Raw genomic sequence first — 24,692 nt, forward strand, 5'->3', positions numbered from 1 at the left:
GGCATCCGGAATATTTCTGGATCAGAGAAGTCAGTTCCAAATCGGTAAAGAATGCAATCGAAAATGCCTGTACCGCTTTTTCAAGATTTTTTCATCATCAGAGTAGTTTCCCGAGATATAAGAAAAAAGGAAGATCTGATGTAAAAATGTATTTTGTAAAGAATAATCCCAAAGACTGTCTCTGTGAACGTCACAGGATCAAGATCCCAACACTTGGCTGGGTAAGGCTGAAAGAAAAAGGTTACATTCCGACCTCTAAGGATGGATATGTGATCCGAAGCGGGGCAGTTTCCATGAAAGCAGGCAGATATTATGTGTCTGCACTTGTCGATATACCTGCTCCGGAAGCAGATGGAAATTTCACTGATGGGATCGGAATCGATCTGGGGCTGAAAGACTTTGCAGTTGTGTCAAATGGAACTGTATACAGAAATATCAATAAAACAGCACGGATCAGAAAACTTGAGAAACAATTAAGACGGGCACAGCGAAAGCTTTCCCGTAAATATGAGAACTTAAAGAAAGGAGAGACCACTCAAAGAGCAAATATATGCAAACAAAAGCTTAAAGTACAGAAACTTCATCATCGGATAGAAAATATCCGTACAGATCATATCAACAAGGTAATATCTGAGATAGTGAAAACCAAGCCGTCTCATATAACGATTGAGGATCTGAACATATCCGGGATGATGAAGAACCGGCATCTCTCAAAAGCAGTTGCGTCCCAGAAATTCTATGAATTCCGGACAAAATTGAAAACAAAATGTGCTGAATATGGAATCGAACTGAGGGTAGTTGACCGATGGTATCCATCTTCCAGGATCTGCCACTGCTGCAGCTGTATTAAAAAAGATCTGAAACTTTCAGACAGGATCTACAGATGCACATGTGGATATATTGAGGACAGAGATCTCAATGCAGCACGGAATCTGAGAGATGCAGAGACTTACGAAGTTGCATGATCCCGCAAACGTAAGTATGTACCGAAGGCTATTTCGGGAATTAACGACTGTGGAGTGTACTTAGGATCTGTGAGTAGAGATAACTCCGGTTACTCAAAAGCATACACAAAGAAACAGTAAGCGGTATTCGTGAGAATCCGCATTATCTCGATGTGAGTATGTTTAATCACATTTTGAGTGGCAGTTTGCTATGGGAAAAGTACTTGCGGTTTGTATCAGTGAGAAGAAAGGAACACAGAAGAAGAATGTTGGGTCTGCGGTTTTTGTGGAGGACTGGGGGCTTGAGGGGGATGCTCATGCCGGAAAGTGGCACCGGCAGGTGAGTCTTCTTTCCGGTGAAAAGATCGATGCGTTTCGTGCGAAGGGCGCAGAGGTCGAGGATGGTGCTTTTGGTGAGAATCTGGTTGTGGAAGGGATTGATTTCGCAAAGCTTCCGGTTGGCACCAGATTTCGCTGTGGTGAGGTTGTGCTGGAGCTGACTCAGATCGGAAAGGAGTGCCACAATGGCTGTGCCATTTTTCAGAAGATGGGTGAGTGCATCATGCCCCGTGAAGGTGTGTTTACAAGAGTGCTGAAAGGTGGAAAAGTTTCCGTCGGTGACGAGATGACTGTGGATAAAGCTATGATTTTTGATACTCATGCACATTACGATGATGAGGCTTTTGATGAGGATCGTTTTGCCATGCTGGATAGTATGCAGGAGAACGGGATCGGGCATATTGTGGATGTGTGTGCTTCTGTGGGACATTTTGACCGGGTTTATGATCTGGTTGAGAAGTATCCTTTTGTTTATGGCGCAGTGGGTGTTCATCCGGATGATGCGGATAAGGTGGATGCAGCTGTGCTGGATGAGATCCGCAGATATTGCGACATGAAAAAAACGGTAGCCGTAGGTGAGATCGGCCTGGATTATTACTGGCATAAGGAGAAGGAGGAGCATCTTCTCCAGCAGAAAGTCTTCCGCCAGCAGATGGACATTGCCCGTGAGAAAAAACTCCCGTTTATGATCCACAGCCGTGATGCAGCAGAGGATACGCTGAATATTGTGAGAGAGTATATGAAGGATGGGATGTTTGGCGGGATCATCCATTGTTTTTCCTACAGTAAAGAGATTGCAAGGGAGTATCTGAATATGGGACTTTATCTTGGAATCGGCGGAGTGGTTACTTTTAAGAATTCCCGGAAGCTGAAGGAGGTGGCAGAGTATGCGCCGCTGAATCAGATCCTGCTTGAAACCGACTGCCCCTACATGGCACCTGTGCCGAACCGTGGAAAAAGAAACAGCTCCCTGTATCTGCCGGAGGTTGTGAAGACCATTGCGGAGATTAAGGGAATCAGCTGCGAGGAGGTTGTGGCTGTGACGGAGAGTAATGCGATGAAGGTGTTGAATTTAATTTGATAAACTCGGGAAAAAGCGCTTTGTTATGAGCATATAGTTGAATGACGGATTGATTTTAAAGATATGAAATGAAAAAAGAGCTGTTGTATGGCAGGTGTGAGTGATCATCTGTTCGGCAACAACTCTTTTTTATATTTAGGAAAAATAAATTAATGACAAGTGCGCATATATGAGCGCACCATATTGGAGTGATCCTTACAGAAAAATATGCAGGTAAAAAAATGCCTGACAGAAATGTCTGTCAGGCACAGGAGGCATAAAACAGGAGATCCGGAAATCTCGGATTGTATTGTACAGCTTTTACAGCGATTTTAGCACTTTAACAAGTCGTGAATTGTCCTCCGGCATCATAATACAGAATCGTACAAATTCCCCGTCCAGGCACTGGAAGGAAGAACAGTCACGGATCATCATGCCTTGTCTGATACAGGCTTCAAATACGTCATAGGAGGTCAGTCCGTTTTTCAGGATCCTGAGCAGGATAAAGTTTGCATAGGCGGGATAGATTTTGTAGGTGTCTGTATCCCTCAGTTCTCGGATCATCCGGTCGCGTTCGGAAAGGATCAGATTTCTGGTTTCTTTAATATAATCTTCATCCTGCAGCATGATCTCTCCTGCAAAGGCACCAAGGCTGTTAAGTGACCATGGTGTCTGTTTTTCGCGCATTTTTGCAAGAAAGTCCATATTTCCGGTGATGCCGTAGCCCAGGCGCATTCCGGGAGCGGCGAAGAATTTGGATACGCCGCGGAGTACCATGAGATTGGTGAATTCCCGTGTCAGCGGAACTGCGGTGATGGCGTTGATATCCGGGGCAAATTCCACATAGGTTTCGTCGATCATCACGAAGATATTTTTTTCTGCACAGAAACCGATAAGTCTGCGAAGCTCTTCCTGGGTGATGGCAGAGGAGGTCGGATTGTTGGGGTTGCAGAGGATGAGAAAATCATAGCCCTGCTCCAGCTTCCGGCAGAGATCCGGAATGTCCGGCTCGAAATCATTGCTTTCCTGAAGGTGGTAGTATTCCTGGGTACTTCCGGAGAAGGAGAGCTCTCTGGAGTATTCAGAATAGGTAGGTCCAAGGATCAGAGTATGCTTCGGGGCACGCTCCTGGATCAAAAGGGAGATCAGCTCACTGGAGCCGTTTCCCGGAAGGATGAAATCAGCGGGAATATTGCAGTAGCTGGAAATCGTATTCCGAAGGGATGTGTATTCTCTGTCCGGGTAGGAGGAAAGGATATCCACGTGTTCTGCAATGGCTCTGCCGGCTTTTGGGGAAAGTCCCAGAGGATTGACATTTGCACCGAATTTGACGATGTTTTCTTTTTTCAGATTGTAGTAGCTGCAGATCTTTTCTATATCACTTCCGTGAAAAACGGGTTTGGTATCCATTTTTGTCACCTCACATTTTTGTTTTTTTCGTAAAAAATTTATATCCAGTATACACCAGAATCCGGGACAAAAAAAGACGGGATAAAAAGTTTCTGTATTTTTCTATATTTTTTGAACAGGATATTACTGAAAATTGCTTTCTAGAAATGTATGGGAATATTTGATACAATGAGCAGGTAGCGAATGTAGATTGTGAATATCCATGCTGTTTGTCAATGCGGACCGCGAATATCCACATTTTTTCCGGGGAGGGTAAGTCCTCAGTGAGAAACAGCAGGAAAGGAAACAGAAAATATGAATACAGAAGAGAAAAAGATCGCAGTGATCGGAATTGGTGGTGTTGGCGGCTACATAGCCGGGCTGCTGGCGAAGGCGTATCCTCATGTGACGATGGTTGCACGTGGCGCCAGGGCAGAGAGCATCCGGAAAAAAGGCCTGGTGCTCCACAGTGATTATAAGGGTGAGATCGTGGCAAAGCCAGAGCGGGTAGTTCCAATTCAGGATATGGGACAGCAGGATTATATTTTTATCTGTGTAAAAAATTATTCACTGGCTGAGGTGTGCGAAAGTATCCGGGACATGGTCACGGATGACACAGTGATCATTCCTGTGATGAATGGTGTGGACCCGGGAGAAAACATCCGCCGTCTGGTTGGTAAGGGAACGGTTGTGGATTCGCTGATCTATACGGTGGCTTTTGCCAATGAAGATTTTTCCATTTCCCAGCAGGATACGTTTACGTGGCTTTGTATTGGAATCAAAGATGCGGATGAACAGCAGCAGAAGAAAGTTGCAGAAGTGGCAGAGATCCTGAAAGGTGCGGATATTGACTATAAAGATCAGGGGGATATCGAGGTGGAGATCTGGAGAAAGTATATCCTCAACTGTGCCTTTAATGTGATGACTGCTTTTTATGATAATACCATCGGGGAGCTCCGCAGAGATCCGGTGAAAGCGCAGCAGTATGAGAAGCTTGTATGGGAAGCTGCCAGTGTAGGTCAGGCCAAGGGGGTTGCGCTGACGGATGAGCACATCAATGAGGTGATTCATAAATTCCGCCATGTACATGCAGATAATGCAACCAGCTCCCTGCAGAGAGATTTTCGCATCCGGAGAAAACAGACGGAGCTGGAAACCTTCAGCGGCTATATTGTGAAAGAAGCGAAGAGACTTGGTGTTTCCATTCCGCTTTCCGAAAAAATATATCAGGGACTTATGGAAATAGCAGAAAAATTCTGACCGAAAAGGTGAGTTTTCCTGGTGGAATCCTGTATGCTCTGGTACAATAGGGATATAAAAAATCCTGTATTGCAGGTTGAAAGGTTATCTGTGATATCGGAAGGGAGGAAAAGAGATGAAGAAAGTATTTTTGGCTGTTATTGCAGTGATCGTGGTCCTTGCTGGAGGACTTATGCTCAGTTACAACGGGCTTGCCGGAAGTAAAGAAGCTGTGGAAACAGCAGAGGCTGATGTGGATACCATGCTGCAGAGACGGGCAGATCTGATCCCGAATCTCGTCAGCACGGTAAAAAGCTACACGAAGCATGAGACGGAGGTTGTTGACAGGGTTCTGGCGGCGAGGGACCAGCTGATGAATGCGGATACTGTGGAAGAGAAATCTGAGGCAGATCAGCAGATGGACAGTGCACTTTCCGGTCTGAAGGTTGTGGTGGAAAATTATCCGGAACTGAAAAGTGATACTACTTATGTGGGCCTGATGGATGAACTGTCCGGAAGTGAAAACCGGATCTCTGTAGCGAGAAAAGATTATAATGAGGCTGTGAAAGCTTATAACACAAGGCTTGTGAAATTCCCCGGGAATGTATTTGGTTCCATGCTTGGCTTTGAGAAGGCGTCATATTTTGCGGCCGATGATTCAGCAGCAGATACGCCGGATGTAGGGGATATGCTGGCAGAGTGATAAGATCAGACCATTGTTCTGATGAAATGAAAGAACGGATAGAGGGAGAATATCCTATGAAAAAATGGATCGGACGGATGGCTGTGCTGCTGGCTTTTGTATTGACGCTGTCCGGAAGTACGCTGGCAGCCTTCGGGAAGATCCCGTCTGCCACAAAAGAATTCTATGTTAATGATTATGCAGGGGTTTTCAGCGATACCTGGAAGGAAGAACTTTGCAAGGCTGGTGAGCAGCTTTATGAGGATACCACAGCGCAGCTGGTTGTCCTTACCGTGGATACCACCGATGGGGAAGACATCAGTGATTATGCAGTGGAAACCGGTCGCAAATGGGGAATTGGTTCAAAGAAGAAAAATAATGGTGTCCTAATCGTCCTTTCGGTTTCGGACCGTAAAGTTTGGGTATCTGTTGGCTACGGTCTTGAGGGAAAGCTGCCTGATTCAAAGACCGGACGACTTCTGGATGAATATGCAGTTCCTTCCTATAAAGACAATCAGTTTGAAAAAGGTACCGTGGAGCTTTATTATGCACTGCTAAATGAGATCCGTGAGGAATACGGCCTGGAGAAGATAACAGCTCCCAGGTATGAGAAGGTGCAGCAGGATGTGGACGACGATGAGGATGAGGGAACTGTCTGGGAGATCGCGCTGGGGCTTGTGATGATCGTTTTGCTCATGGTGGGCGCATATCTGCTGTGCGTGATGCTGCCTGTATTTCTTATCGTAACTATGGTTCTGGTTCTGAAGGGCCTGATAATGAAATTGTCGGGAAAGGATACCGCAGACTACTGGAAAAAGAATTTCAGCCGTATGAGTGTACTGCACCGGCTCTTTAATTCCCTGTTTCCGCTGAGTTGGCTCCTGGGAAGAGGGGGAAAAAGCAGCGGCGGAAGTTCCGGTAATGACGATGACAGAGATGATGATTATGACAGCTACGACAGCGGAAACTCCGGAGACGGAGGAAGCTTCGGCGGTGGCGGTGCAGGCAGGGATTTCTAGTGGTGTCGGCATGAATCGCCGGTTCTCTTGTACAGCACAGGCGGAGCTTTCTAATGCTCTTGACAAAATTTCTCAACTTTGCTACAATGACGAAAATCAATTCCGTGAGGGAGTAATTCGCGTGTAGACGTGGTTTGTCAACATACTGGTGCATGCACCTGGCAAATCTTAAAGAATGAGACTCATGTATATTTTATTTCTGTTACAGAGATAGAGTATACGTGGGTCTTTTTTTATGGCTCCGGAGCGGATGAATATGCAAAGGAGAAGAAAAATGCTGTTATTTATGAAAGTGCTTTTTACCCAGTTTATTGCGGAAATGGGTGACAAAACACAGCTGATGCTGGTGGCAATGACTTCCAGGTTCAAGCTGAAGGATATTTTGCTTGGAACCGGTGTTGCTGTCCTGGTGCTCAACGGACTGGCAGTGCTTGCAGGAGGTATTATCAGTACCGTGGTCCCTACCTGGCTGATCCGTCTGATTGCAGGTGCAGCGTTCCTGTTTTTTGCGGTGACAACACTGAAGGGTGACGATGATGAGGAAGAGAATGTTAAGGATCGTAAGATCAGATTTGCACCGCTGTCTGTATTCTGCACATTTTTTGTTGCGGAGCTGGGGGATAAGACACAGCTTACCGCAATTACATTTGGTGCCAATGAGGGACTGAGTTCAGCGGTTGTGGTATGGCTTGCCTGTTCACTGGGACTTTTTGCAGCGGATGTGATCGGACTTCTGATCGGATATCTTCTGAAAAGCAAGGCACCGGAGGGAATCCTCAATACAGTTGCATTTGTTATTTTTTCCATCTTTGGAATCCTGACGCTGAGACAGGGATTTGGCCTTCTGCTTGGGGCGGGCTCTTCTATGATCCTTCCGCTTACCGTAGCGGTTACGGTTGTGTTTGTGATCGTCTGTCTTGTGCTTTATAAGCAGGCGAAAAAGAATTAAATTATTATAAGGAGCTTTGCATAGAATAGGGCTCATACCTGAAAAAGCCTCCGCATACACTGTAAAAAAGCGTCTTCGGGGGCTTGGCAGTGAAGGATTATATTGAAGAACGTGCAGTTGAGATCGCAGGATATATTGTTGAAACAAAGGCTACGGTGCGGCAGGCAGCTAAGAAATTCGGGATCAGTAAGAGTACGGTACATAAGGATTGCGTAGAACGCCTGAAAGTGATCAATCCGGCTCTGGCCATAGAAGTTCGCAAGGTACTGGATGTAAACAAGCAGGAGCGACATATCCGGGGAGGTATCGCTACCCGGGAAAAATATCTCCATGCTCACATGCGGTGAACAGGCGGGCCGGGTTAAATGTTGATCATAAAATATCAGTATTTATGGAGCCGGGTAAACTAAAATATGAATGTCTGTGTTATTATCCGGCTTGCTCTGGTTGACATACCTGATAAGATGTGCGAAGATTTATCATACGATAGAACAGCAAAATAAAGCACATAGGAAAGAGAGGATTTTATCATGCTGAAACAGTTATCCATCTATGCAGAAAATAAAAAGGGTGTTATGCAGAACATTACCGGTATCCTGAAGGACGAGGATATCAACATTCTGGGCTCTGTGACCAATGACAGCGCAGAGTACGGAATCGTACGAATGGTAGTTTCGGAGCCGGATAAGGCAATGGAGGCTCTGATTGCTGCAGGATATCTCTGCCACGTGATCGAGGTGATCGGAGTGGAGGTTGAGGATAAGACCGGAAATCTGAATGATCTGCTTCTTACACTGAAGGACAGTAATGTGAGCGTGGATTATCTGTACCTCTCCTTTAACCGTGATTCCGGCAAGCCGATCATGGTATTTCACACCGAGGATATCATGGAAGTGAGAGCCTGCCTGAAATCCAGAGGCTATACCGTTTTATAAAAACAGAATTTTACCGTGTGGTAGAGGCTTTTATCCGTTTGATAAATATTAAAATATTCTATATTATAAACACGAAATATCCATTTTACAAATGTATATGGCCATGCTATCATATATCCATAATAGTTCTTAACCTGTAAACAGCCACCTCAGGATATGTGAATATCCGTATCATACAGGCCGGGAACTAAAAACTCATCACATAAAGTTAATAATTACACCCATGAAGAGATCTGTGGATCAGCGTACACAGATTCCTTCAGAAAGAAGCTGTTACGTCGGCGGAGTTTTCTGTGTCTCCAAGGATGTGACAGCTTTTTTCTTTTGCTCTGAAAAAATTCGCAGTAATTTCACAAAAACATGATACAGTAGGAAAAAACGACGGAAAAGAAATAACAGTATTTCAGAAAATAACAGCCGATAGATAATTCAGCTGTCCAGAACAGAACGGCCTGGAATTGCTGCAGACAGACGAGGAAATGAAATGAGACCAATAAGAATACAGAAAGCGGAAAAAAACAAAAAACAGGGAAACAGAGGGTGGATCTATCTCCTGGCGTTTCTGTTTCCGGTGCTGATCTTTACGCTAGGCTTTGCATTGAAGGGTGTTTATCCTTTTGGAGAGAATTCGGCGCTGGTGGTAGATGGAGTCCATCAGTATACAGCCTTTTACAGGGAACTTTCAGAGCAGCTTGGAAAGGGAACGGGCTGGACCTGGTCCGCACATGCCATGGGATATAATTTTTACGGATTGTTTTGCTATTATCTCTGCAGTCCGTTCAGCTTCCTAATACTGCTGTTTATGAAATTCATGTATGTAAACGAGGCTGTCACTGCGGTGATTCTGATCAAGGCAGGGCTTTGCAGCGTATCCATGGCATGGTATTTCGGGAAAAAATATCCGGGCAGAGGAAGTATGGCAGTTTCTCTTGGCTGTATGTACGCACTGTCTAATTTTCTTATAGGCTATTACAGCAATGTAATGTGGCTGGACTGTATCATGCTTCTTCCGGTGCTTGCATATCTTATTGAACAGCTGGTGCATACCGGAAAATGGCGAGGGTATTGTCTGGTGCTGGGGTACTGTATTTTAACCAGCTATTATATGGGATTTATGTTATGCACATTTGCTGCTTTTTATTATCTGGCAGAGCTGGCTGCGGCAGGATCCGGTCGACGGCCGGAGAAAATCCGTTTTTCATTATTGAAATTTGCCGGGGCGTCTGTTGCCGGAGCCGGACTTGCAGGAATCACACTGATCCCCGGAATTGCTGCGGTATCCAGAACTGCAGCGGCGGAAGAGGCAGGCACCGGACTTTCGGGAGTGTACGGAGATATCTGGAAACAGCTGGGTGCATTATTCGAGGATTCCCTGTCCTTTGTAAAATCCGGCGACCAGGGAGATGTGAACCTTTACTGTGGCTGTGCAGTGCTGCTTTTGGCCGGAATTTATTTTCTGAATAAAGAAATCCGCACAGCAGAAAAAATCGTAACAGGTATATTGATCGTTTTGTATTTTGCGGGGATCCATATCACAGCGCTGAATCTGCTTTTTCACGGATTGCATAAACCTGTGGGAATCCCCAATCGTTTTGTGTTCATCCTGATATTTCTGCTGTTGAAAATGTCCTGTGATGCATGGGGAAATGTGGAAAATGAAAGCACAGGAAGAATTTTTGCCGGACTGATCGCTGCAGAGGGCTTCTGTATCGTTGTGGGGATCAAAAGCGGAAATATCTGGGGACTTCTGCTTACAGCAGGGGTTCTTGCAGTATTCTTTCTGGTTATGTGGACGGAACGGTGTATCTGTGGAAAACTGTCCGGTCATGCCTTTTGCTGTGTGGAGATCCGAAAGCTGGGATGTCTGGTGCTGGCAGTGCTGATCCTTGCAGAGACAGGAATTCACGGAATCGTCAGTATTACAGATAATGGAACCGCAAACCGTGATATTTATGTGGAAAGTGAGCAGGAGGTTTGTGGATTACTGGAGTCTGCCGGTGTGGATCAGGTGGATTACCGTGCCGCCATCGTAAATCCTCTTGTGAGAAATGAAGAGATGCTGTATCAGCTGAACGGGATATCTATGTATTCCTCTACTAATACAGAGGAAATGTGGGATTTTGTAAAAAACATGGGCTTTGAAAATCTGGAAAATCGTTTTCAGTATGCGGGATCCACGGAAGTGACGGATATGCTTCTGGGAATACGATATCTGTTTTGTAGGAATACAAGAAAGCTTCATACTGTTTATAAAAAAATCGGAGAAAGCCAGTCCTTTGATCTCTATGAGAATCCGAGAGCACTGAAAGCAGGATATATGGTCAGTGATTCCGTACTGGACTATGTAATGGAAGGAACAGATCCACTTGAGGTTCAGAACCGGATGCTTAGCGGTATTGCGGGAAAAAGACTGTACAAAATGCAGACGGTGTCTTCAGAAGCAGTATGGGCCGGAAATGTGGATTTTGATATTTCGCTGAAAAAAGGGGAGCATGGGTATCTCTATATTCCGGGGACAGAGCCGGAAACTGTAACGATCAACGGCCAGGAGCAGAAATCCGATTACTGGAATAATAATTTCCTGGATCTTGGCACTTATGATACGGATACGGTTGTGCATGTAACTGCGGAAACCGGAATGCAGGAAGCGGTTCTGGGAACTTACCGGGAATCGGACCTGGATGAGATCTATGAAATGCTTTCTTCCCGGCAGATGGATCTGAAGAATGGAAAGGGTACCATAGCTGCAGCAAAGGATGGAATGCTCCTTCTCAGCATATTTTATGATCCTGATATGCAGATTTATGTAGATGGGAAAAAGGTCGATGGGAAAAGCATCCAGGGGCTTACCGGTGTAAAGCTTTCGGCCGGGACACATACGGTTACTATGAAATATCGGACTCCGGGGCTGCAGGCGGGAGCAGTTCTTTCTATATTAATAGCAGGAATACTGGGAATACTCTGGTATATCAGCAGAAGAAAAATGGGTATTTCCGGCAGGTTGTGACATCTATGGAGAAAACCGTGTAAAACCCCTGTAAAATCAGCAAAAATTCTTTATAAAACACCTTGACAAGCCCCGTATTTACGGTCTATAATGAGCAAGCGTGCGAATGAAACGTTATATTTTCGCATACCGTAATTTGTAAATAGCAACCGCAAGGCCCCATGGGAAAGCCCATGGAGAAATAAATCGGGAGGTGAAATGGAATGCCAACATTCAACCAGTTAGTAAGAAAGGGCCGTCAGACAGCTGTTAAAAAATCTACAGCACCGGCTCTGCAGAAAACATACAACTCTTTAAGAAAGAAAGCAGTTGATCAGGCTGCTCCACAGAAACGTGGTGTTTGTACTGCTGTTAAAACAGCTACTCCTAAAAAGCCTAACTCAGCTCTTAGAAAGATCGCCAGAGTTCGTCTTTCCAACGGTATCGAGGTAACAAGTTATATTCCAGGAGAGGGTCACAACCTTCAGGAGCATAGCGTTGTTCTTATCCGTGGAGGAAGAGTTAAGGACTTACCTGGTACAAGATACCACATCATCAGAGGTACTCTTGATACTGCAGGTGTCGCTAACAGAAAACAGGCTCGTTCCAAATACGGAGCTAAGAGACCTAAAGTTAAAAAATAATTTTTGTAGATCAGAAATCTACGCCGCTTCCTGATTGCAGATAATCAGGAGGATTACAAAGATATTATTCATCTAATGTATTACAGCGGAAGACTATAAAGATTTGTACGGTATTCCATATACCCTGTCGGTTGCGGGTTAAATATAGGACCTTACCAGTGCGAACATGCAATAGTTTTACTGCGTGAGTACCGATGATATAATCAATATGATTAAGGAGGGAAGTAACGTGCCACGTAAAGGACATACTCAGAAAAGAGACGTTCTGGCTGACCCGATGTACAATAACAAAGTGGTTACCAAGCTTATCAATAACATCATGTTAGACGGTAAGAAAGGTGTTGCTCAGAAAATTGTATACGGTGCATTCACCAGAGTAGAGGAAAAAGCTGGTAAACCAGCAATTGAAGTATTTGAAGAGGCTATGAACAACATCATGCCAGTTCTCGAGGTAAAAGCAAGACGTATCGGTGGTGCTACTTATCAGGTTCCGATCGAGGTAAGAGCAGACAGACGTCAGGCACTTGCTCTTCGTTGGCTTACAATGTTCTCACGTAAGAGAGGCGAGAAGACAATGGAAGAAAGACTGGCTAATGAGCTTCTGGACGCAATGAACAACACAGGTGCATCCGTTAAGAGAAAAGAAGACATGCACAAGATGGCTGAGGCAAATAAAGCATTTGCTCACTATCGCTTCTAATTCGAGGAGGAAAATTCATTGGCTGGAAAAGAAGGAAGAGAATATCCATTAGAGAGAACCAGAAATATCGGTATCATGGCGCATATCGATGCTGGTAAAACAACTCTTACAGAGCGTATTCTTTATTACACAGGTGTTAACTACAAGATCGGTGATACTCATGAAGGTACAGCGACAATGGACTGGATGGAGCAGGAGCAGGAGCGTGGTATCACAATCACATCCGCTGCTACAACATGTCACTGGACTCTTGAGGAGAACTGCAAACCAAAGCCAGGTGCTCTTGAGCATCGTATCAACATCATTGATACACCAGGACACGTAGACTTCACTGTTGAGGTTGAGCGTTCCCTTCGTGTACTTGATGGTGCTGTCGGCGTTTTCTGTGCTAAGGGTGGTGTTGAGCCGCAGTCAGAGAACGTATGGCGTCAGGCTGATACCTACAATGTACCTCGTATGGCATTCATCAATAAGATGGATATCCTTGGTGCAAACTTCTACGGTGCAGTAGAGCAGATCAAGACTCGTCTTGGTAAAAACGCTATCTGCCTTCAGCTTCCGATCGGAAAAGAGGATGACTTCAAAGGAATCATCGACCTTTTCGAGATGAAAGCATACATCTACAATGATGACAAGGGCGACGATATCTCTATCGTTGATATCCCGGAGGATATGCAGGAAGATGCAGAACTTTATCATACAGAGCTGATCGAGAAGATCTGCGAGCTGGATGATGACCTCATGATGGAGTATCTTGAGGGAGATGAGCCTTCTGTAGACAGACTGAAAGCTGTCCTCAGAAAAGCTACATGTGAGTGTACAGCAGTACCGGTTTGCTGCGGTTCCGCTTACAGAAACAAGGGTGTTCAGAAGCTTCTGGATGCAATTGTTGAGTACATGCCGGCTCCTACAGATATTCCGGCTATCAAGGGTGTTGACCTTGACGGCAACGAAGTTGAGAGACATTCATCTGATGATGAGCCGTTCTCCGCTCTTGCATTCAAGATCATGACTGACCCATTTGTAGGAAAACTTGCTTATTTCCGTGTTTATTCAGGAACAATGAACTCCGGTTCTTATGTTCTGAATGCCACAAAAGATAAAAAAGAGCGTGTAGGACGTATCCTTCAGATGCACGCTAATAAACGTATGGAGCTGGACAAGGTTTACTCCGGTGATATCGCTGCAGCAATCGGATTCAAATTCACTACAACAGGTGATACAATCTGTGACGAGCAGCATCCGGTAATCCTTGAGTCTATGGAGTTCCCGGAGCCAGTTATCGAGCTCGCGATCGAGCCTAAGACAAAAGCTGGACAGGGTAAACTTGGTGAGGCACTTGCTAAGCTTGCTGAGGAGGACCCGACATTCCGTGCTCATACAGATCAGGAAACTGGACAGACCATTATCGCTGGTATGGGTGAGCTTCACCTGGATATCATCGTTGACCGTCTTCTTCGTGAGTTCAAGGTTGAGGCTAACGTTGGTGCACCTCAGGTTGCTTACAAAGAGACAATCACCAAGCCTGTTGATGTAGACAGCAAGTATGCTAAACAGTCTGGTGGTCGTGGACAGTATGGTCACTGTAAAGTTAAATTCGAGCCTATGGATGCCAACGGAGAAGAGCTGTACAAGTTCGAGTCCACAGTTGTTGGTGGTGCTATTCCGAAGGAATACATCCCGGCAGTTGGCGAAGGTATCGAGGAAGCTATGAAAGCTGGTATCCTCGGAGGATTCCCGGTAGTTGGTGTACATGCAAATGTATACGATGGTTCTTACCATGAAGTCGATTCTTCTGAGATGGCATTCCACATTGCAGGTTCCCTTGCATTCAAGGATGCTATGCAGAAAGCAGCTCCGGTTCTTCTTGAGCCAATCATGAAGGTCGAAGTTACTACACCAGAGGATTACATGGGTGACGTTATCGGTGATATCAACTCCCGTCGTGGACGTATCGAGGGTATGGAAGATATCGGCGGCGGTAAGATGATCCGTGGATATGTTCCGCTTTCCGAGATGTTCGGATATGCTACAGACCTTCGTTCCAGAACACAGGGACGTGGTAACTACTCTATGTTCTTCGAGAAATATGAGCAGGTTCCGAAGTCTGTACAGGAGAAGATCCTTTCCAAAAAGGACTGATCTGATATAAAATAATAAAATGCTTGCAAATAACCTTGGTTTGCAATATAATCAAGGTTAGCAAGTTTAAATCTGAAAAAATGCTCTAATTTTGATAGAGCCAAGTTTTAAGGAGGACATTTTAAAATGGCAAAGGCTAAGTTTGAGAGAACAAAACCGCATTGTAACATTGGTACCATCGGACACGTTGACCATGGTAAAACAACATTAACAGCAGCTATCACTAAAGTTCTTGCAGAGAGAGTTCCAGGAAACGTAGTAGAGAACTTTGAGGATATCGATAAAGCTCCAGAGGAAAGAGAGCGTGGTATCACAATTTCTACAGCTCACGTTGAGTATCAGACAGAGCGTAGACATTACGCACACGTTGACTGCCCAGGACATGCTGACTACGTTAAGAACATGATCACAGGTGCAGCTCAGATGGATGGTGCTATCCTTGTTGTTGCTGCTACAGACGGTGTTATGGCTCAGACTAAAGAGCATATCCTTCTTTCCCGTCAGGTAGGTGTTCCTTACATCGTTGTATTCATGAACAAATGTGATATGGTAGACGATGAGGAGCTTCTTGAGCTCGTTGAGATGGAGATCCGTGATCTTCTTTCCGAGTATGACTTCCCAGGAGATGACATTCCGGTTATCCAGGGTTCTGCTCTTAAAGCTCTTGAGGATCCGGCTGGCCCATGGGGAGACAAGATCATGGAGCTTATGGATGCTGTTGATGAGTACATTCCGGACCCACAGCGTGACACAGATAAACCGTTCGTAATGCCTGTAGAGGACGTATTCTCCATCACAGGACGTGGTACAGTTGCAACTGGTAGAGTTGAGGCTGGTGTTCTTCACGTATCTGAGGAAGTTGAGATCGTTGGTATCAAAGAGGAGACTCGTAAAGTTGTTGTAACTGGTATCGAGATGTTCCGTAAACTTCTTGATGAGGCTCAGGCTGGTGATAACATCGGAGCACTTCTTCGTGGTGTTCAGAGAAACGAGATCGAGCGTGGACAGGTTCTTGCTAAACCAGGAACACTTACATGCCATACAAAATTCACAGCTCAGGTTTACGTTCTGACTAAAGACGAGGGTGGCCGTCATACACCATTCTTCAACAACTATCGTCCGCAGTTCTATTTCAGAACAACAGACGTAACAGGTGTTTGCAACCTTCCAGAGGGAACAGAGATGTGCATGCCTGGAGATAACATCGAGATGACAATCGAGCTGATTCATCCGATCGCTATGAGCCAGGGTCTTACATTCGCTATCCGTGAAGGTGGACGTACTGTAGGATCAGGACGTGTTGCTACAATCATCGAGTAATCGTTAATTAGTATAACATCCTTATTTAATATATATTGCGTACCGTTAGGTACATTGTGTCCAAGCGTAAGATGCCCCGGAACCGTAAGGTTTCCGGGGTTTTTCTGTACTCTAAGAAAAGAATTGTTCGTAAATCTATCAGATTAGAAACAGAGAAACATTTATCAGTAAGATGAAATACGGATAAATTTAAAATTGAAAAATAAGGCTTGCGGTGCCAAAACGGTGCCAAAAAGAAACTCCTGCGAATGTTTGCTATTCACAGGAGTAATTTTTTTACCAGCCTTTGATCTGTTTGATCTGTTCAGCACGTTCCGGATCACGATGATATTGCAGTTTCAGACGGATTGTTACCACAATATCCAGCTTTTAAAAGATGACAAGGAGCAGGCAGTTAAAGATAAAGAGGAAGCTGAGAAGTGTGCGGAAAAAGCCGAGAAAGATCTGCATAGCCTGGAAGAACGCAGAGAACGGTTACAGCCGGTAATGGATAATGTCAGCAAAGAAATAAAGGAATATGGAACAGTGAAAACTCTACTTCCAGAAGCTGGTGCATTGGAACGTGCAACAACCTACCGGGATAAGAAAATAAAACCACTGTTTACTCAGGTGAAAAATAAAATTGCTGCGATGGCTGCACAGGTTAAAGAACTTGCCGAAGAAGTAGAAAAATGGAAACACAAATATCAGAAAACAAAGCAAGCATATAACCAAATACAAAGAGAGTTAGATGCAGTGCGTGAAGAAAAAGAGCAGTTATTTGATGAAAAACAACAATTGCAGGATGTTTCTGATAGATATGACCGGGTAGTGCGTGTTCTTGGAGAAAATGCTGTAGATGATGCGGTACAACAGGATATACAGGAGCAGAAGGCATTAGAAGAAAAGCGACAAATGGAGCAAATGCCAACAGGAAGTATTCACGAAAGACTTGCCTGGGGAGCCAGAAAGAGCAGTCGGAAGGCTGCTCTTTGGCAATCTAAGAATAGAGTTTTGGGATAGAATATGATAAAATGTAAGAGATAAATCGGTATTTAACGAGGAGGTAATGATTATGAGTAGAAATATAAAAGGTGGTTTTTTAACATTAAGTAGTGTTGTTGGTATTGTAGGAATGATAATAGCGGCAATGCAAAATCCAGCAACTGCATGGGTAACGCCACCTGGAAGAATGATTATAAGTATTTTAGAAAATGGATTATTGATTCCTACGGTTTTATTCCTTGTTCTTTTTATTTATGGATTGTATATTCTCCTAACGGAGAAAAACGATTGAGCAATACCGGTTTGTCGAATTAAGAAAACCGGTATTTGTGGAGGAGGAATTCTGTAATGAGATTTTTTGAAAATACCCGTAAGCCACAAGGCTTCGGCGGAAAATTGATGACGAAGATGATGAACAGCGGTCACGCCAAATTATCGCAATGGGGATTCTCAAATATCTCCACGAAGTCTGATGCTGAAGTTCTTGACGTCGGCTGTGGCGGCGGAGCAAATATTGCGGTCTGGCTTGATAGATGTAGAAATGGCCACGTGACAGGAATGGATTATTCTGAGGTTAGTGTGGCAAAATCTCAAAAATTGAACGCCCTCGCCATTAAACAAGGGAAATGTAATGTAGTTCAAGGAGATGTATCTGCTATACCCTTTTCTGACGCGACTTTTGATTATGTTTCTGCCTTCGAAACAGTTTACTTTTGGCCAGGATTAGTAAAATGCTTTTCCGAGGTCAACCGTGTGCTGAAAAGCGAAGGCATATTCCTGATTTGTAACGAGAGTGACGGAACGAATGCCGCAGATGAAAAATGGACAAAGATGATCAATGGTATGAAGATTTACACATCTAAACAACTTGTTGCCGCTTTGAAAGAAGCGGGTTTTACAGAGATCAAAACGTATTCAAATGCAAAAAATCATTGGATAAGTATTGTTGCAACGAAATAGCCAAATTCCAGTTTGTATAATTGAAAAAATGAAAAACGCATAGACAACTGTGTCTATTAGTGAAAATACGACATTTCTCGCTTTGTGTCGTGTTATTTGCAGATAACAGATTCTATATTTGATGATGAAAGGAGGAGTTGAGGTGGACCAAGTAAAAATCGGGAATTTTTTAAAAAAACTTCGCAAAGAAAAAGGCATTACACAGGAGCAGTTGGCAGAAATATTAAATGTCTCTGGAAGGACCGTATCCAGATGGGAAACCGGAAACAATATGCCGGATATCAGTATTCTTGTGGATATTGCAGATTATTATGATATCAGCATTCCTGAGATTATCAGTGGAGAAAGGAAAAGCGAGATGATGAACGAAGAAGAAAGAAAAATTGCTAAAACAATGTCAGATTATGCAACTACAGAGAAAGAGAAGATTTTTAAGGAAATGAAGCTCCAAAGTGTCATGGGAGTTTGTGCATTGGTTCTATACTGGATTCTGCATGAAACAGGTGCATATATGTATAATGATGTGTTAGGAAAGCTTGCCGGCTATTGTGAGACCTTGGTATCTGTGTCAGTCATAATGATAGCAGCATTTACGACAGGATCTTTAAGCAAGGTGCGGAGCAAGAGTAGGAAAGTTTTTGTGTTCGAAAATTTCCCAAAACCTATGCAATTAGTTGTAACTGCAGTTGTTGCTTTTGGTGGAGCTGCTGTGATCAAGCTGGTACTGGTGTATTTTTTCGGCTTATAAGTATTTTCAAATTCGTATTACATACTATGGAAAAAGAACTTTTTGACATTTTCATAGATGCGTGATAATATGCTTATAGAAAAAAGAGTGCTACCGATAGACGGTTAGTCCGTTTTACTATTTAGAATATCTATCAAAAATAACCGCTTAGTTTGCAGACTGGGCGGTTATTTTTGTGGTTTATGATTATCCTTGCCTAATGTATATCCGATACAAAAGCAGGTTAGGCCGAAGCTCACTACTGCTATGAAGTCAACAATACTCATTGGCTTAGTTCTTCTTTCCATTGGATTCCTTTACAGGTTTCTATGTAATCAGAAGGTCACAGGTCTACACTCCGTTCGGTCGTTGCTAAACGAGTGCCAGTGGCACTCTGCAACCCTCTGTTGAAGGACTAACCGCCTACCGTTATGGTAGCACCCATATTCTGATTATAACCGCCTGAAACTGTCGGCGCAATATGAAGTTGACAGATGAGAGTAGGGCAACTGTAGAAAAGAATCTTTTCGACCAGAGATTCCGGCGCCAAAACGGTGCCAGGAAATCAGGAAAATAAAAATACATGGTGCAGATCAGCCCTTTTTCACTATATTTTGGAGAGAAAACCATAAAAAATATGAGATAAAACAGGATTAAAGTATCGTGAGGGTGGACGTACTGTAGGATCAGGACGTGTTGCTACAGTTATCGAGTAATCGTTAATTAGTATAACATCCTAATTTAATATATATTGAGTACCGCAAGGTACATTGTGTCCAAACGTAAGATACCCCGGAACCGTAAGGCTTCCGGGGTATTTTTACGAAAAATATTCATAAAATTTCTGTTTTATGGATTCAAGAAATACCAGAATTCATGCCCCTGGCATACGATATATCTTTCCAGCCATTCATTAAAAGGGATATTAAAACGATCAGTATCTGGAGCTGGATAGCATAGGTAATCGTCTCTGCCTTCTGATACAGCCTGAAGATCCATGGTTATATCGCCGATGTCCTGTAAGCAAAGAACAGGAAGATGATATGTAAACTCCGGATCAGATAAAATAGGCGTACTATTCCAAGATTCCTTTTCTTTGAGCGCTCTTTTTAAAGAATAAATGGTACAGCTGACTAAAGAACTGCCTTCCTCTCCGCAAAAAAGTTCCATGCCATTTGAGCAGGATAAAAAAGCTTTGTATGAGGCAGGAAGTTTCATATTGGGAAAATATTTTTCAAACAGCTGAAATTCTTCAGGTGTTACAGGAGGGTTAAATTTATGAGTTACTTTTATAGGTTCATCGCCTAAATGCCACTGATAGACCCATCCATTATTTTCCATTTCATATTTTAGATTGTTGAAAATTCTGTAGATTGCACGGATGTCTTCCATTACATATATGCTCCTTGATCGATGTGATATTGTAAAGATTTATATGTCTGCTTTATTTGATAACGGAGAGTAATTATAGCATGCTTAAAAGTTTTTTCAATGCTTTTTTGTGCAGAATTTACCAAAATCCTCTCGACTTTATACCACGTTAATGCTATACTTATACAGTTGTTTAACGTTTTAAAGCAAAAAATAAAAGTGAAAATACAGGAAAGAAGATAGAAAATGAAGATCGTTGTATGTATGAAGCAGGTACCGGCAACTTCCAAGGTTGATATCGATCCGGAAACCGGTGCCATGAAACGAATGTCCGGTGAGACAAGGACTAATCCATATGATCTGTTTGCATTGGAAACAGCCCTTGCGATCCGGGAAAAAACAGGCGGAACTGTAACCGTTCTTACTATGGGACCGCCTCAGGCGGAAGAGATGATCCGGGATGCTTATACCATGGGTGCTGATGAGGGCGTGATTCTTTCAGACCGAAAATTTGCGGGAGCGGATGTTCTGGCAACCTCTTATGCGTTAGCACAGGGAATCCAGGTGATCGGCGGTGCAGATCTGATCATCTGCGGAAGACAGACCACAGATGGTGACACAGCCCAGGTTGGTCCGGCCATTGCAGAGCATCTGACCATCCCACATGCTGCATGGGTAGCTGAGATCATGGACGTTAATGAAAAAAGCATTCAGGTCCGTCAGGATCTTGTCAGTGTTTCTCAGGTTTCCGAGATTCCGTATCCATGTCTGCTGACTATTGATAAGGATACCTGCGTGCCACGTCTGCCATCCTATTTGTTAAAGAAGGCAACTGCAGACCGTCCGGTACGGATCTTAAGCTTTGAAGATATGCCGGATCAGGATCTGAGCCGTTACGGACTGATCGGTTCCCCCACCTCTGTGGAAAAAATGTTTGCGCCGGAGGAAAGTGAAAAACAGGTTTATCTGGAAGGAACTGCAAAGGAAAAGGCAGACAAGCTTGTTGCTCTCCTGACCGGAAAGAAGATCATATAGGGGGAAGCGGAACATGGAATTTTTAAAATTTGATATAAACAAATGCGTACTCTGCGGAGTATGCGTGGAGAAATGTCCTTTTGGGGCCCTCACCATAGAGGGAAATGGAATTGTTGTAGGCGATGCCTGTCGTATGTGTGGGCTTTGTGTTCGTAACTGCCCGGAGAAAGCTATCCGGTTTGAGCAGAAGGCGAAATCCTTTGACAAGGATAAATGGAAAAACTTTCTTATCTATGTGGAGCAGGAGAGAGGAGAGATTCATCCGGTTACCTTTGAGCTGATCGGAGAAGCGAGAAAGATGGCTGTCAAAGTCGGTTATCAGGTTAACTGTGTGATCGTCGGAGGAAAAGGAACAAAGGAAAATGCGGAAAAGCTTCTGCCGTATGGCGTAGACAATGTGTACGTATATGAGCATGAAGGCTTCGAAGGCTTCCGCGCAGACTGTTATACAGACGCAGTTGCAGACTGTATCGCAGCAAACAAACCAAGCTCTGTGCTGATCGGAGCTACTGCGCTGGGGCGTTCCCTTGCACCGAGGCTTTCCACCAGATTCCATACGGGACTGACTGCAGACTGCACAACTCTGGATATCCGTTCCAACACCGATATGATCCAGATCAGACCGGCTTTCGGCGGAAATATCATGGCTCAGATCGGCATCACCAAATCACGGCCACAGTTTGCCACGGTCCGTTATAAGGTTATGGACAAGGCAGAAAAAATAAAAAACCCGCATGGTCAGGTGGTCGTATGTCCGGTAAATGAAAAAATGGCAGATTCCAGGATCAAGATTCTGTCATCCAGGGTCATTGATAAGGTAAAGAGCCTTGAGGAAGAGGATGTTCTGGTAGTAGCAGGCCGTGGTGTCCGGAATGAAAAGGATGTGGAAATGTGCCGGGAACTGGCAGATGCCCTTGGCGGACAGCTTGCCTTCACCCGCCCTATGGTAGAAAACGGATTCGGAGATGTTGCACATCAGATCGGACTTTCCGGAAGAACTGTCCGTCCGAAGCTGATCATCACTTGCGGCGTATCCGGTGCTATCCAGTTTACCTCCTGCATGACAGGATCTGACTGTATCGTAGCGATCAACAATGATTCGGAGGCACAGATCTTTAATGTTGCAGATTACTGCATCGTGGATGATCTGTATCAGGTTGTACCGGAGCTGACAGAGCTGATAAAGAATCGGAAGGAGGATTAAGTCATGGCATATCCCTATAAAAAAATGACTTCAGAAGATTTTGACTACATCCGTTCTGTGACTGCTTCAGATCGTGTATGGGTCGGCGATGAGATCGCAAAAGAATATTATCGTGATGAGATGCCGGAGTACGGAGTTTTTCCTCCGGAGCTTTATGTGGAGGTTTTAAATAAAGAAGAGATCTCAGCCATCATGGCTTACGCATATAAAGAAAATATCCCGGTGGTATGCCGTGGCGCAGGAACCGGACTTGCAGGCGGAGCAACCTGTAAATATGGTGGAATTATGCTTTCTGTGATGCGCATGAACAAGATCTTTCCGATCGACAGAAAGAACCAGACCATCACAGCGGAGCCGGGAGCACTTCTCATCGATATCCAGGCAGCCGCTGCAGCAGGAGGACTTTTTTATCCGCCGGATCCGGGCGAAAAAACAGCTTCCATCGGCGGCAATGTTATCACAAATGCCGGTGGTATGAAGGCGGTACGATATGGACTGACCAGGGATTTCGTCCGCTGTATCGAGGCAGTTATGCCGGATGGTTCCATCATGAATTTTTCATCCAACGTTGTGAAGAACACAACGGGATATGATGTAAAAGATCTGGTGATCGGCTCAGAGGGAACCTTATGTATCCTGACTCAGGTAACGCTGAAGCTTCTTCCCGCACCGACCTGCACCTGTACTCTTGTAATGCCGTTCAGGAGTCTTGAGGAATGTGCAGACATGGTCCCGAAGGTTCTGGAGCTGCCGTTTGTGCCAACAGCCATCGAGTTTCTGGAAAGAGAACTGATCGATATCGTAGAACGTAATCTGAACAAAATGTTCCCAGTAAAACAAGGAGAAGCAGTGCTGATCGTTATGTATGATGCTTCCAGTAAGCAGGAACTTGACAGCGCAGTAGAGGCAGCAGCGGAAGCAGCCCTGGCAAACGGAGCCCTGGACTGCTGTATCGCAGGCACACCGGAGCGTGCCGGAGCCGTATGGAGTGTCCGGGGCGGGATCCTGGAAGGAATGAAAGCAGATTCTATCGCACAGGAGGAGTGTGACGTAGTTGTTCCGCGTGCAAGGATCGCAGAGTATGTAAAAGCAGCCAAAAAGATCGCAAGTGCACATGGCATCCGTGTAGAGCCCTGCGGACATTGCGGAGACGGAAATATCCATACAGAGATGCTCCGTGGACCGGAAATGAGTGACCAGGAGTGGAAGGAAGCCACTCACGCAAGTCTGGTAGAGCTTTATGCACTGTCCAAGGAACTGGGCGGACAGCTTTCCGGTGAGCATGGCATCGGAAACGGACGTCTGGAATTTCTGGAAGAATTTGCGGGACCGAGAATGATCGCTCTTTATAAAGCCATCAAGCTGGCTTTCGATGATAAACTGATCCTGAATCCGGGAAAAGTCATCGAATATAATAAATAAAAAATGGGGGAAAGAGAGATGAGTCAGAATAAATCATTACAAAGTAAAATGCCTCTGGCTATGGGACTTGCGTTCGTCGCATTTACCACACAGTTCGGAGGCGGATTCGCATCAGGAGCGCAGATCTATCAGTACTTTATCAACTACGGTATCTGGTGTCTGATCCTGCCGGCAGTGACACAGGGATTGTATGCACTGTTTTTCTGGTATGGAATGCGCTACGCATACAAACACAAAACCTACGATTACAGAAGCTTTTCCGACAGTCTTTACGGAAAAACAAAACCGGTTATGTCCAATCTCTATGAGATCTGTTACCTGATCATGATCGGAACTGCATCTGCAGCAGCCTTTGCAACCGGCGGTTCCACACTGCAGACACTGTTCGGGATCCCATACTGGCTCTGTACACTGATCATTGCAGCATTTATCTTTGTGATCGCACTTTTCGGAACCAATGTTGTAAGAAAATGTGCTTCTACATTAAGTGTGCTGATCATCATCGGTCTTGTACTGGTACTTGTTCCGAATATCATTGCACAGTGGGGAGATATCACAGCTTCCATCCATACTATGTCCTCCGGAGAAATGACTGTACTTTCCTCCGAGAGCGGAGCCTTTGGACCGGCCCTCTATTCAGC

Annotated in this window: 22 protein-coding genes and 2 pseudogenes; 22 read left to right on the forward strand and 2 right to left on the reverse strand. The window is 44.5% G+C overall.

Annotated elements, in window-relative coordinates; genetic code table 11:
• From ABCM67_RS14680 to ABCM67_RS14690, 3 genes and pseudogenes are all read left to right on the forward strand, one after another.
• Positions 1-965 (forward strand): transposase (locus tag ABCM67_RS14680; protein WP_342992953.1); only part of this gene is annotated, 965 nt, incomplete at its 5' end.
• A 190-nt stretch (positions 966-1,155) separates the two neighbouring features.
• Positions 1,156-1,563 (forward strand): annotated as a pseudogene (locus ABCM67_RS14685) (MOSC domain-containing protein); the annotation flags it as partial.
• A gap of 24 nt (positions 1,564-1,587) precedes the next feature.
• Positions 1,588-2,364, forward strand: coding sequence for a TatD family hydrolase (locus tag ABCM67_RS14690; RefSeq protein ID WP_342992957.1), 777 nt, complete (start codon positions 1,588-1,590; stop codon positions 2,362-2,364).
• A 300-nt stretch (positions 2,365-2,664) separates the two neighbouring features.
• Here the strand turns inward: ABCM67_RS14690 and ABCM67_RS14695 are convergent, their stop codons facing one another.
• Entirely contained in the window at positions 2,665-3,753 is a 1,089-nt protein-coding gene (locus tag ABCM67_RS14695; RefSeq protein ID WP_015526367.1) for a histidinol-phosphate transaminase, read from the reverse strand.
• A gap of 294 nt (positions 3,754-4,047) precedes the next feature.
• Between ABCM67_RS14695 and ABCM67_RS14700 the strand changes: the two genes are divergently transcribed.
• From ABCM67_RS14700 to ABCM67_RS14770, 15 genes are all read left to right on the forward strand, one after another.
• Entirely contained in the window at positions 4,048-4,992 is a 945-nt protein-coding gene (locus tag ABCM67_RS14700) for a 2-dehydropantoate 2-reductase (RefSeq protein WP_147602711.1), read from the forward strand.
• 115 nt (positions 4,993-5,107) lie between these two features.
• Entirely contained in the window at positions 5,108-5,674 is a 567-nt protein-coding gene (locus ABCM67_RS14705) for a LemA family protein (RefSeq protein WP_147602710.1), read from the forward strand.
• A 56-nt stretch (positions 5,675-5,730) separates the two neighbouring features.
• On the forward strand, positions 5,731-6,672 hold the full coding sequence (locus ABCM67_RS14710) for a TPM domain-containing protein (RefSeq protein WP_342992954.1): 942 nt from the start codon (positions 5,731-5,733) through the stop codon (positions 6,670-6,672).
• A 274-nt stretch (positions 6,673-6,946) separates the two neighbouring features.
• The gene (locus ABCM67_RS14715) at positions 6,947-7,621 is read left to right on the forward strand and encodes a TMEM165/GDT1 family protein (RefSeq protein ID WP_044962442.1); all 675 of its coding nucleotides are present in this window, start codon (positions 6,947-6,949) and stop codon (positions 7,619-7,621) included.
• An 89-nt stretch (positions 7,622-7,710) separates the two neighbouring features.
• Complete coding sequence (gene spoIIID / locus ABCM67_RS14720; RefSeq protein WP_021653046.1) at positions 7,711-7,968, forward strand: sporulation transcriptional regulator SpoIIID; 258 nt, start codon at positions 7,711-7,713, stop codon at positions 7,966-7,968.
• Positions 7,969-8,151: 183 nt separating this feature from the next.
• Positions 8,152-8,556 carry an ACT domain protein gene (locus tag ABCM67_RS14725; RefSeq protein WP_021653044.1) on the forward strand — a complete coding sequence of 135 codons (405 nt, stop codon included), beginning with the start codon at positions 8,152-8,154 and terminating at the stop codon, positions 8,554-8,556.
• 484 nt (positions 8,557-9,040) lie between these two features.
• Entirely contained in the window at positions 9,041-11,563 is a 2,523-nt protein-coding gene (locus ABCM67_RS14730) for a YfhO family protein (protein ID WP_342992955.1), read from the forward strand.
• Positions 11,564-11,766: 203 nt separating this feature from the next.
• Entirely contained in the window at positions 11,767-12,186 is a 420-nt protein-coding gene (gene rpsL, locus ABCM67_RS14735; protein WP_015526360.1) for a 30S ribosomal protein S12, read from the forward strand.
• A gap of 229 nt (positions 12,187-12,415) precedes the next feature.
• Positions 12,416-12,886 carry a 30S ribosomal protein S7 gene (gene rpsG / locus ABCM67_RS14740; protein ID WP_059086633.1) on the forward strand — a complete coding sequence of 157 codons (471 nt, stop codon included), beginning with the start codon at positions 12,416-12,418 and terminating at the stop codon, positions 12,884-12,886.
• A gap of 18 nt (positions 12,887-12,904) precedes the next feature.
• Entirely contained in the window at positions 12,905-15,028 is a 2,124-nt protein-coding gene (gene fusA, locus ABCM67_RS14745; RefSeq protein WP_274603119.1) for an elongation factor G, read from the forward strand.
• 126 nt (positions 15,029-15,154) lie between these two features.
• Complete coding sequence (tuf, locus tag ABCM67_RS14750) at positions 15,155-16,348, forward strand: elongation factor Tu (RefSeq protein ID WP_015526359.1); 1,194 nt, start codon at positions 15,155-15,157, stop codon at positions 16,346-16,348.
• Positions 16,349-16,543: 195 nt separating this feature from the next.
• Positions 16,544-17,350 (forward strand): hypothetical protein, encoded by an 807-nt coding sequence (locus ABCM67_RS14755; RefSeq protein WP_342992956.1) that lies wholly within the window; start codon positions 16,544-16,546, stop codon positions 17,348-17,350.
• A gap of 52 nt (positions 17,351-17,402) precedes the next feature.
• A complete protein-coding gene (locus tag ABCM67_RS14760) occupies positions 17,403-17,624 on the forward strand; it encodes a hypothetical protein (protein ID WP_044960621.1) in 222 nt (73 codons plus the stop codon).
• Between the two features lie 56 nt (positions 17,625-17,680).
• Positions 17,681-18,292, forward strand: coding sequence for a class I SAM-dependent methyltransferase (locus ABCM67_RS14765; RefSeq protein ID WP_021650335.1), 612 nt, complete (start codon positions 17,681-17,683; stop codon positions 18,290-18,292).
• A 121-nt stretch (positions 18,293-18,413) separates the two neighbouring features.
• On the forward strand, positions 18,414-19,040 hold the full coding sequence (locus ABCM67_RS14770; RefSeq protein ID WP_059086634.1) for a helix-turn-helix transcriptional regulator: 627 nt from the start codon (positions 18,414-18,416) through the stop codon (positions 19,038-19,040).
• 828 nt (positions 19,041-19,868) lie between these two features.
• Here ABCM67_RS14770 and ABCM67_RS14775 read toward each other — a convergent pair.
• Positions 19,869-20,411, reverse strand: coding sequence for an SMI1/KNR4 family protein (locus ABCM67_RS14775; protein ID WP_015526348.1), 543 nt, complete (start codon positions 20,409-20,411; stop codon positions 19,869-19,871).
• 225 nt (positions 20,412-20,636) lie between these two features.
• Here ABCM67_RS14775 and ABCM67_RS14780 point away from each other — a divergent pair, with 225 nt between their 5' ends.
• From ABCM67_RS14780 to ABCM67_RS14795, 4 genes and pseudogenes are all read left to right on the forward strand, one after another.
• Complete coding sequence (locus tag ABCM67_RS14780; protein ID WP_021976223.1) at positions 20,637-21,425, forward strand: electron transfer flavoprotein subunit beta/FixA family protein; 789 nt, start codon at positions 20,637-20,639, stop codon at positions 21,423-21,425.
• A 13-nt stretch (positions 21,426-21,438) separates the two neighbouring features.
• Positions 21,439-22,629, forward strand: coding sequence for an electron transfer flavoprotein subunit alpha (locus ABCM67_RS14785; protein ID WP_119248316.1), 1,191 nt, complete (start codon positions 21,439-21,441; stop codon positions 22,627-22,629).
• Positions 22,630-22,632: 3 nt separating this feature from the next.
• Positions 22,633-24,051, forward strand: a complete 1,419-nt coding sequence (locus ABCM67_RS14790) for an FAD-linked oxidase C-terminal domain-containing protein (RefSeq protein ID WP_119248315.1) — start codon at positions 22,633-22,635, stop codon at positions 24,049-24,051.
• Positions 24,052-24,069: 18 nt separating this feature from the next.
• Positions 24,070-24,692, forward strand: a pseudogene (locus ABCM67_RS14795) (hypothetical protein); the annotation flags it as partial.

The sequence above is a fragment of the Blautia sp. 2227st1_G12_2227SCRN_220401 genome (assembly GCF_039062885.1).
Classification (GTDB): domain Bacteria; phylum Bacillota; class Clostridia; order Lachnospirales; family Lachnospiraceae; genus Blautia_A; species Blautia_A fusiformis.

Bases quoted from the DNA above. Each gene is read 5' to 3' on its own strand.
- ABCM67_RS14765 (WP_021650335.1), top strand. From the start codon at position 17,681: ATGAGATTTTTTGAAAATACCCGTAAGCCACAAGGCTTCGGCGGAAAA.
- ABCM67_RS14690 (WP_342992957.1), top strand. From the start codon at position 1,588: ATGATTTTTGATACTCATGCACATTACGATGATGAGGCTTTTGATGAG.
- ABCM67_RS14780 (WP_021976223.1), top strand. From the start codon at position 20,637: ATGAAGATCGTTGTATGTATGAAGCAGGTACCGGCAACTTCCAAGGTT.
- ABCM67_RS14775 (WP_015526348.1), bottom strand. From the start codon at position 20,411: ATGGAAGACATCCGTGCAATCTACAGAATTTTCAACAATCTAAAATAT.
- ABCM67_RS14695 (WP_015526367.1), bottom strand. From the start codon at position 3,753: ATGGATACCAAACCCGTTTTTCACGGAAGTGATATAGAAAAGATCTGC.
- ABCM67_RS14715 (WP_044962442.1), top strand. From the start codon at position 6,947: ATGCTGTTATTTATGAAAGTGCTTTTTACCCAGTTTATTGCGGAAATG.
- ABCM67_RS14705 (WP_147602710.1), top strand. From the start codon at position 5,108: ATGAAGAAAGTATTTTTGGCTGTTATTGCAGTGATCGTGGTCCTTGCT.
- ABCM67_RS14725 (WP_021653044.1), top strand. From the start codon at position 8,152: ATGCTGAAACAGTTATCCATCTATGCAGAAAATAAAAAGGGTGTTATG.
- ABCM67_RS14730 (WP_342992955.1), top strand. From the start codon at position 9,041: ATGAGACCAATAAGAATACAGAAAGCGGAAAAAAACAAAAAACAGGGA.
- ABCM67_RS14710 (WP_342992954.1), top strand. From the start codon at position 5,731: ATGAAAAAATGGATCGGACGGATGGCTGTGCTGCTGGCTTTTGTATTG.
- ABCM67_RS14785 (WP_119248316.1), top strand. From the start codon at position 21,439: ATGGAATTTTTAAAATTTGATATAAACAAATGCGTACTCTGCGGAGTA.
- ABCM67_RS14770 (WP_059086634.1), top strand. From the start codon at position 18,414: ATGATGAAAGGAGGAGTTGAGGTGGACCAAGTAAAAATCGGGAATTTT.
- ABCM67_RS14790 (WP_119248315.1), top strand. From the start codon at position 22,633: ATGGCATATCCCTATAAAAAAATGACTTCAGAAGATTTTGACTACATC.
- tuf (WP_015526359.1), top strand. From the start codon at position 15,155: ATGGCAAAGGCTAAGTTTGAGAGAACAAAACCGCATTGTAACATTGGT.
- rpsL (WP_015526360.1), top strand. From the start codon at position 11,767: ATGCCAACATTCAACCAGTTAGTAAGAAAGGGCCGTCAGACAGCTGTT.
- ABCM67_RS14700 (WP_147602711.1), top strand. From the start codon at position 4,048: ATGAATACAGAAGAGAAAAAGATCGCAGTGATCGGAATTGGTGGTGTT.
- ABCM67_RS14760 (WP_044960621.1), top strand. From the start codon at position 17,403: ATGAGTAGAAATATAAAAGGTGGTTTTTTAACATTAAGTAGTGTTGTT.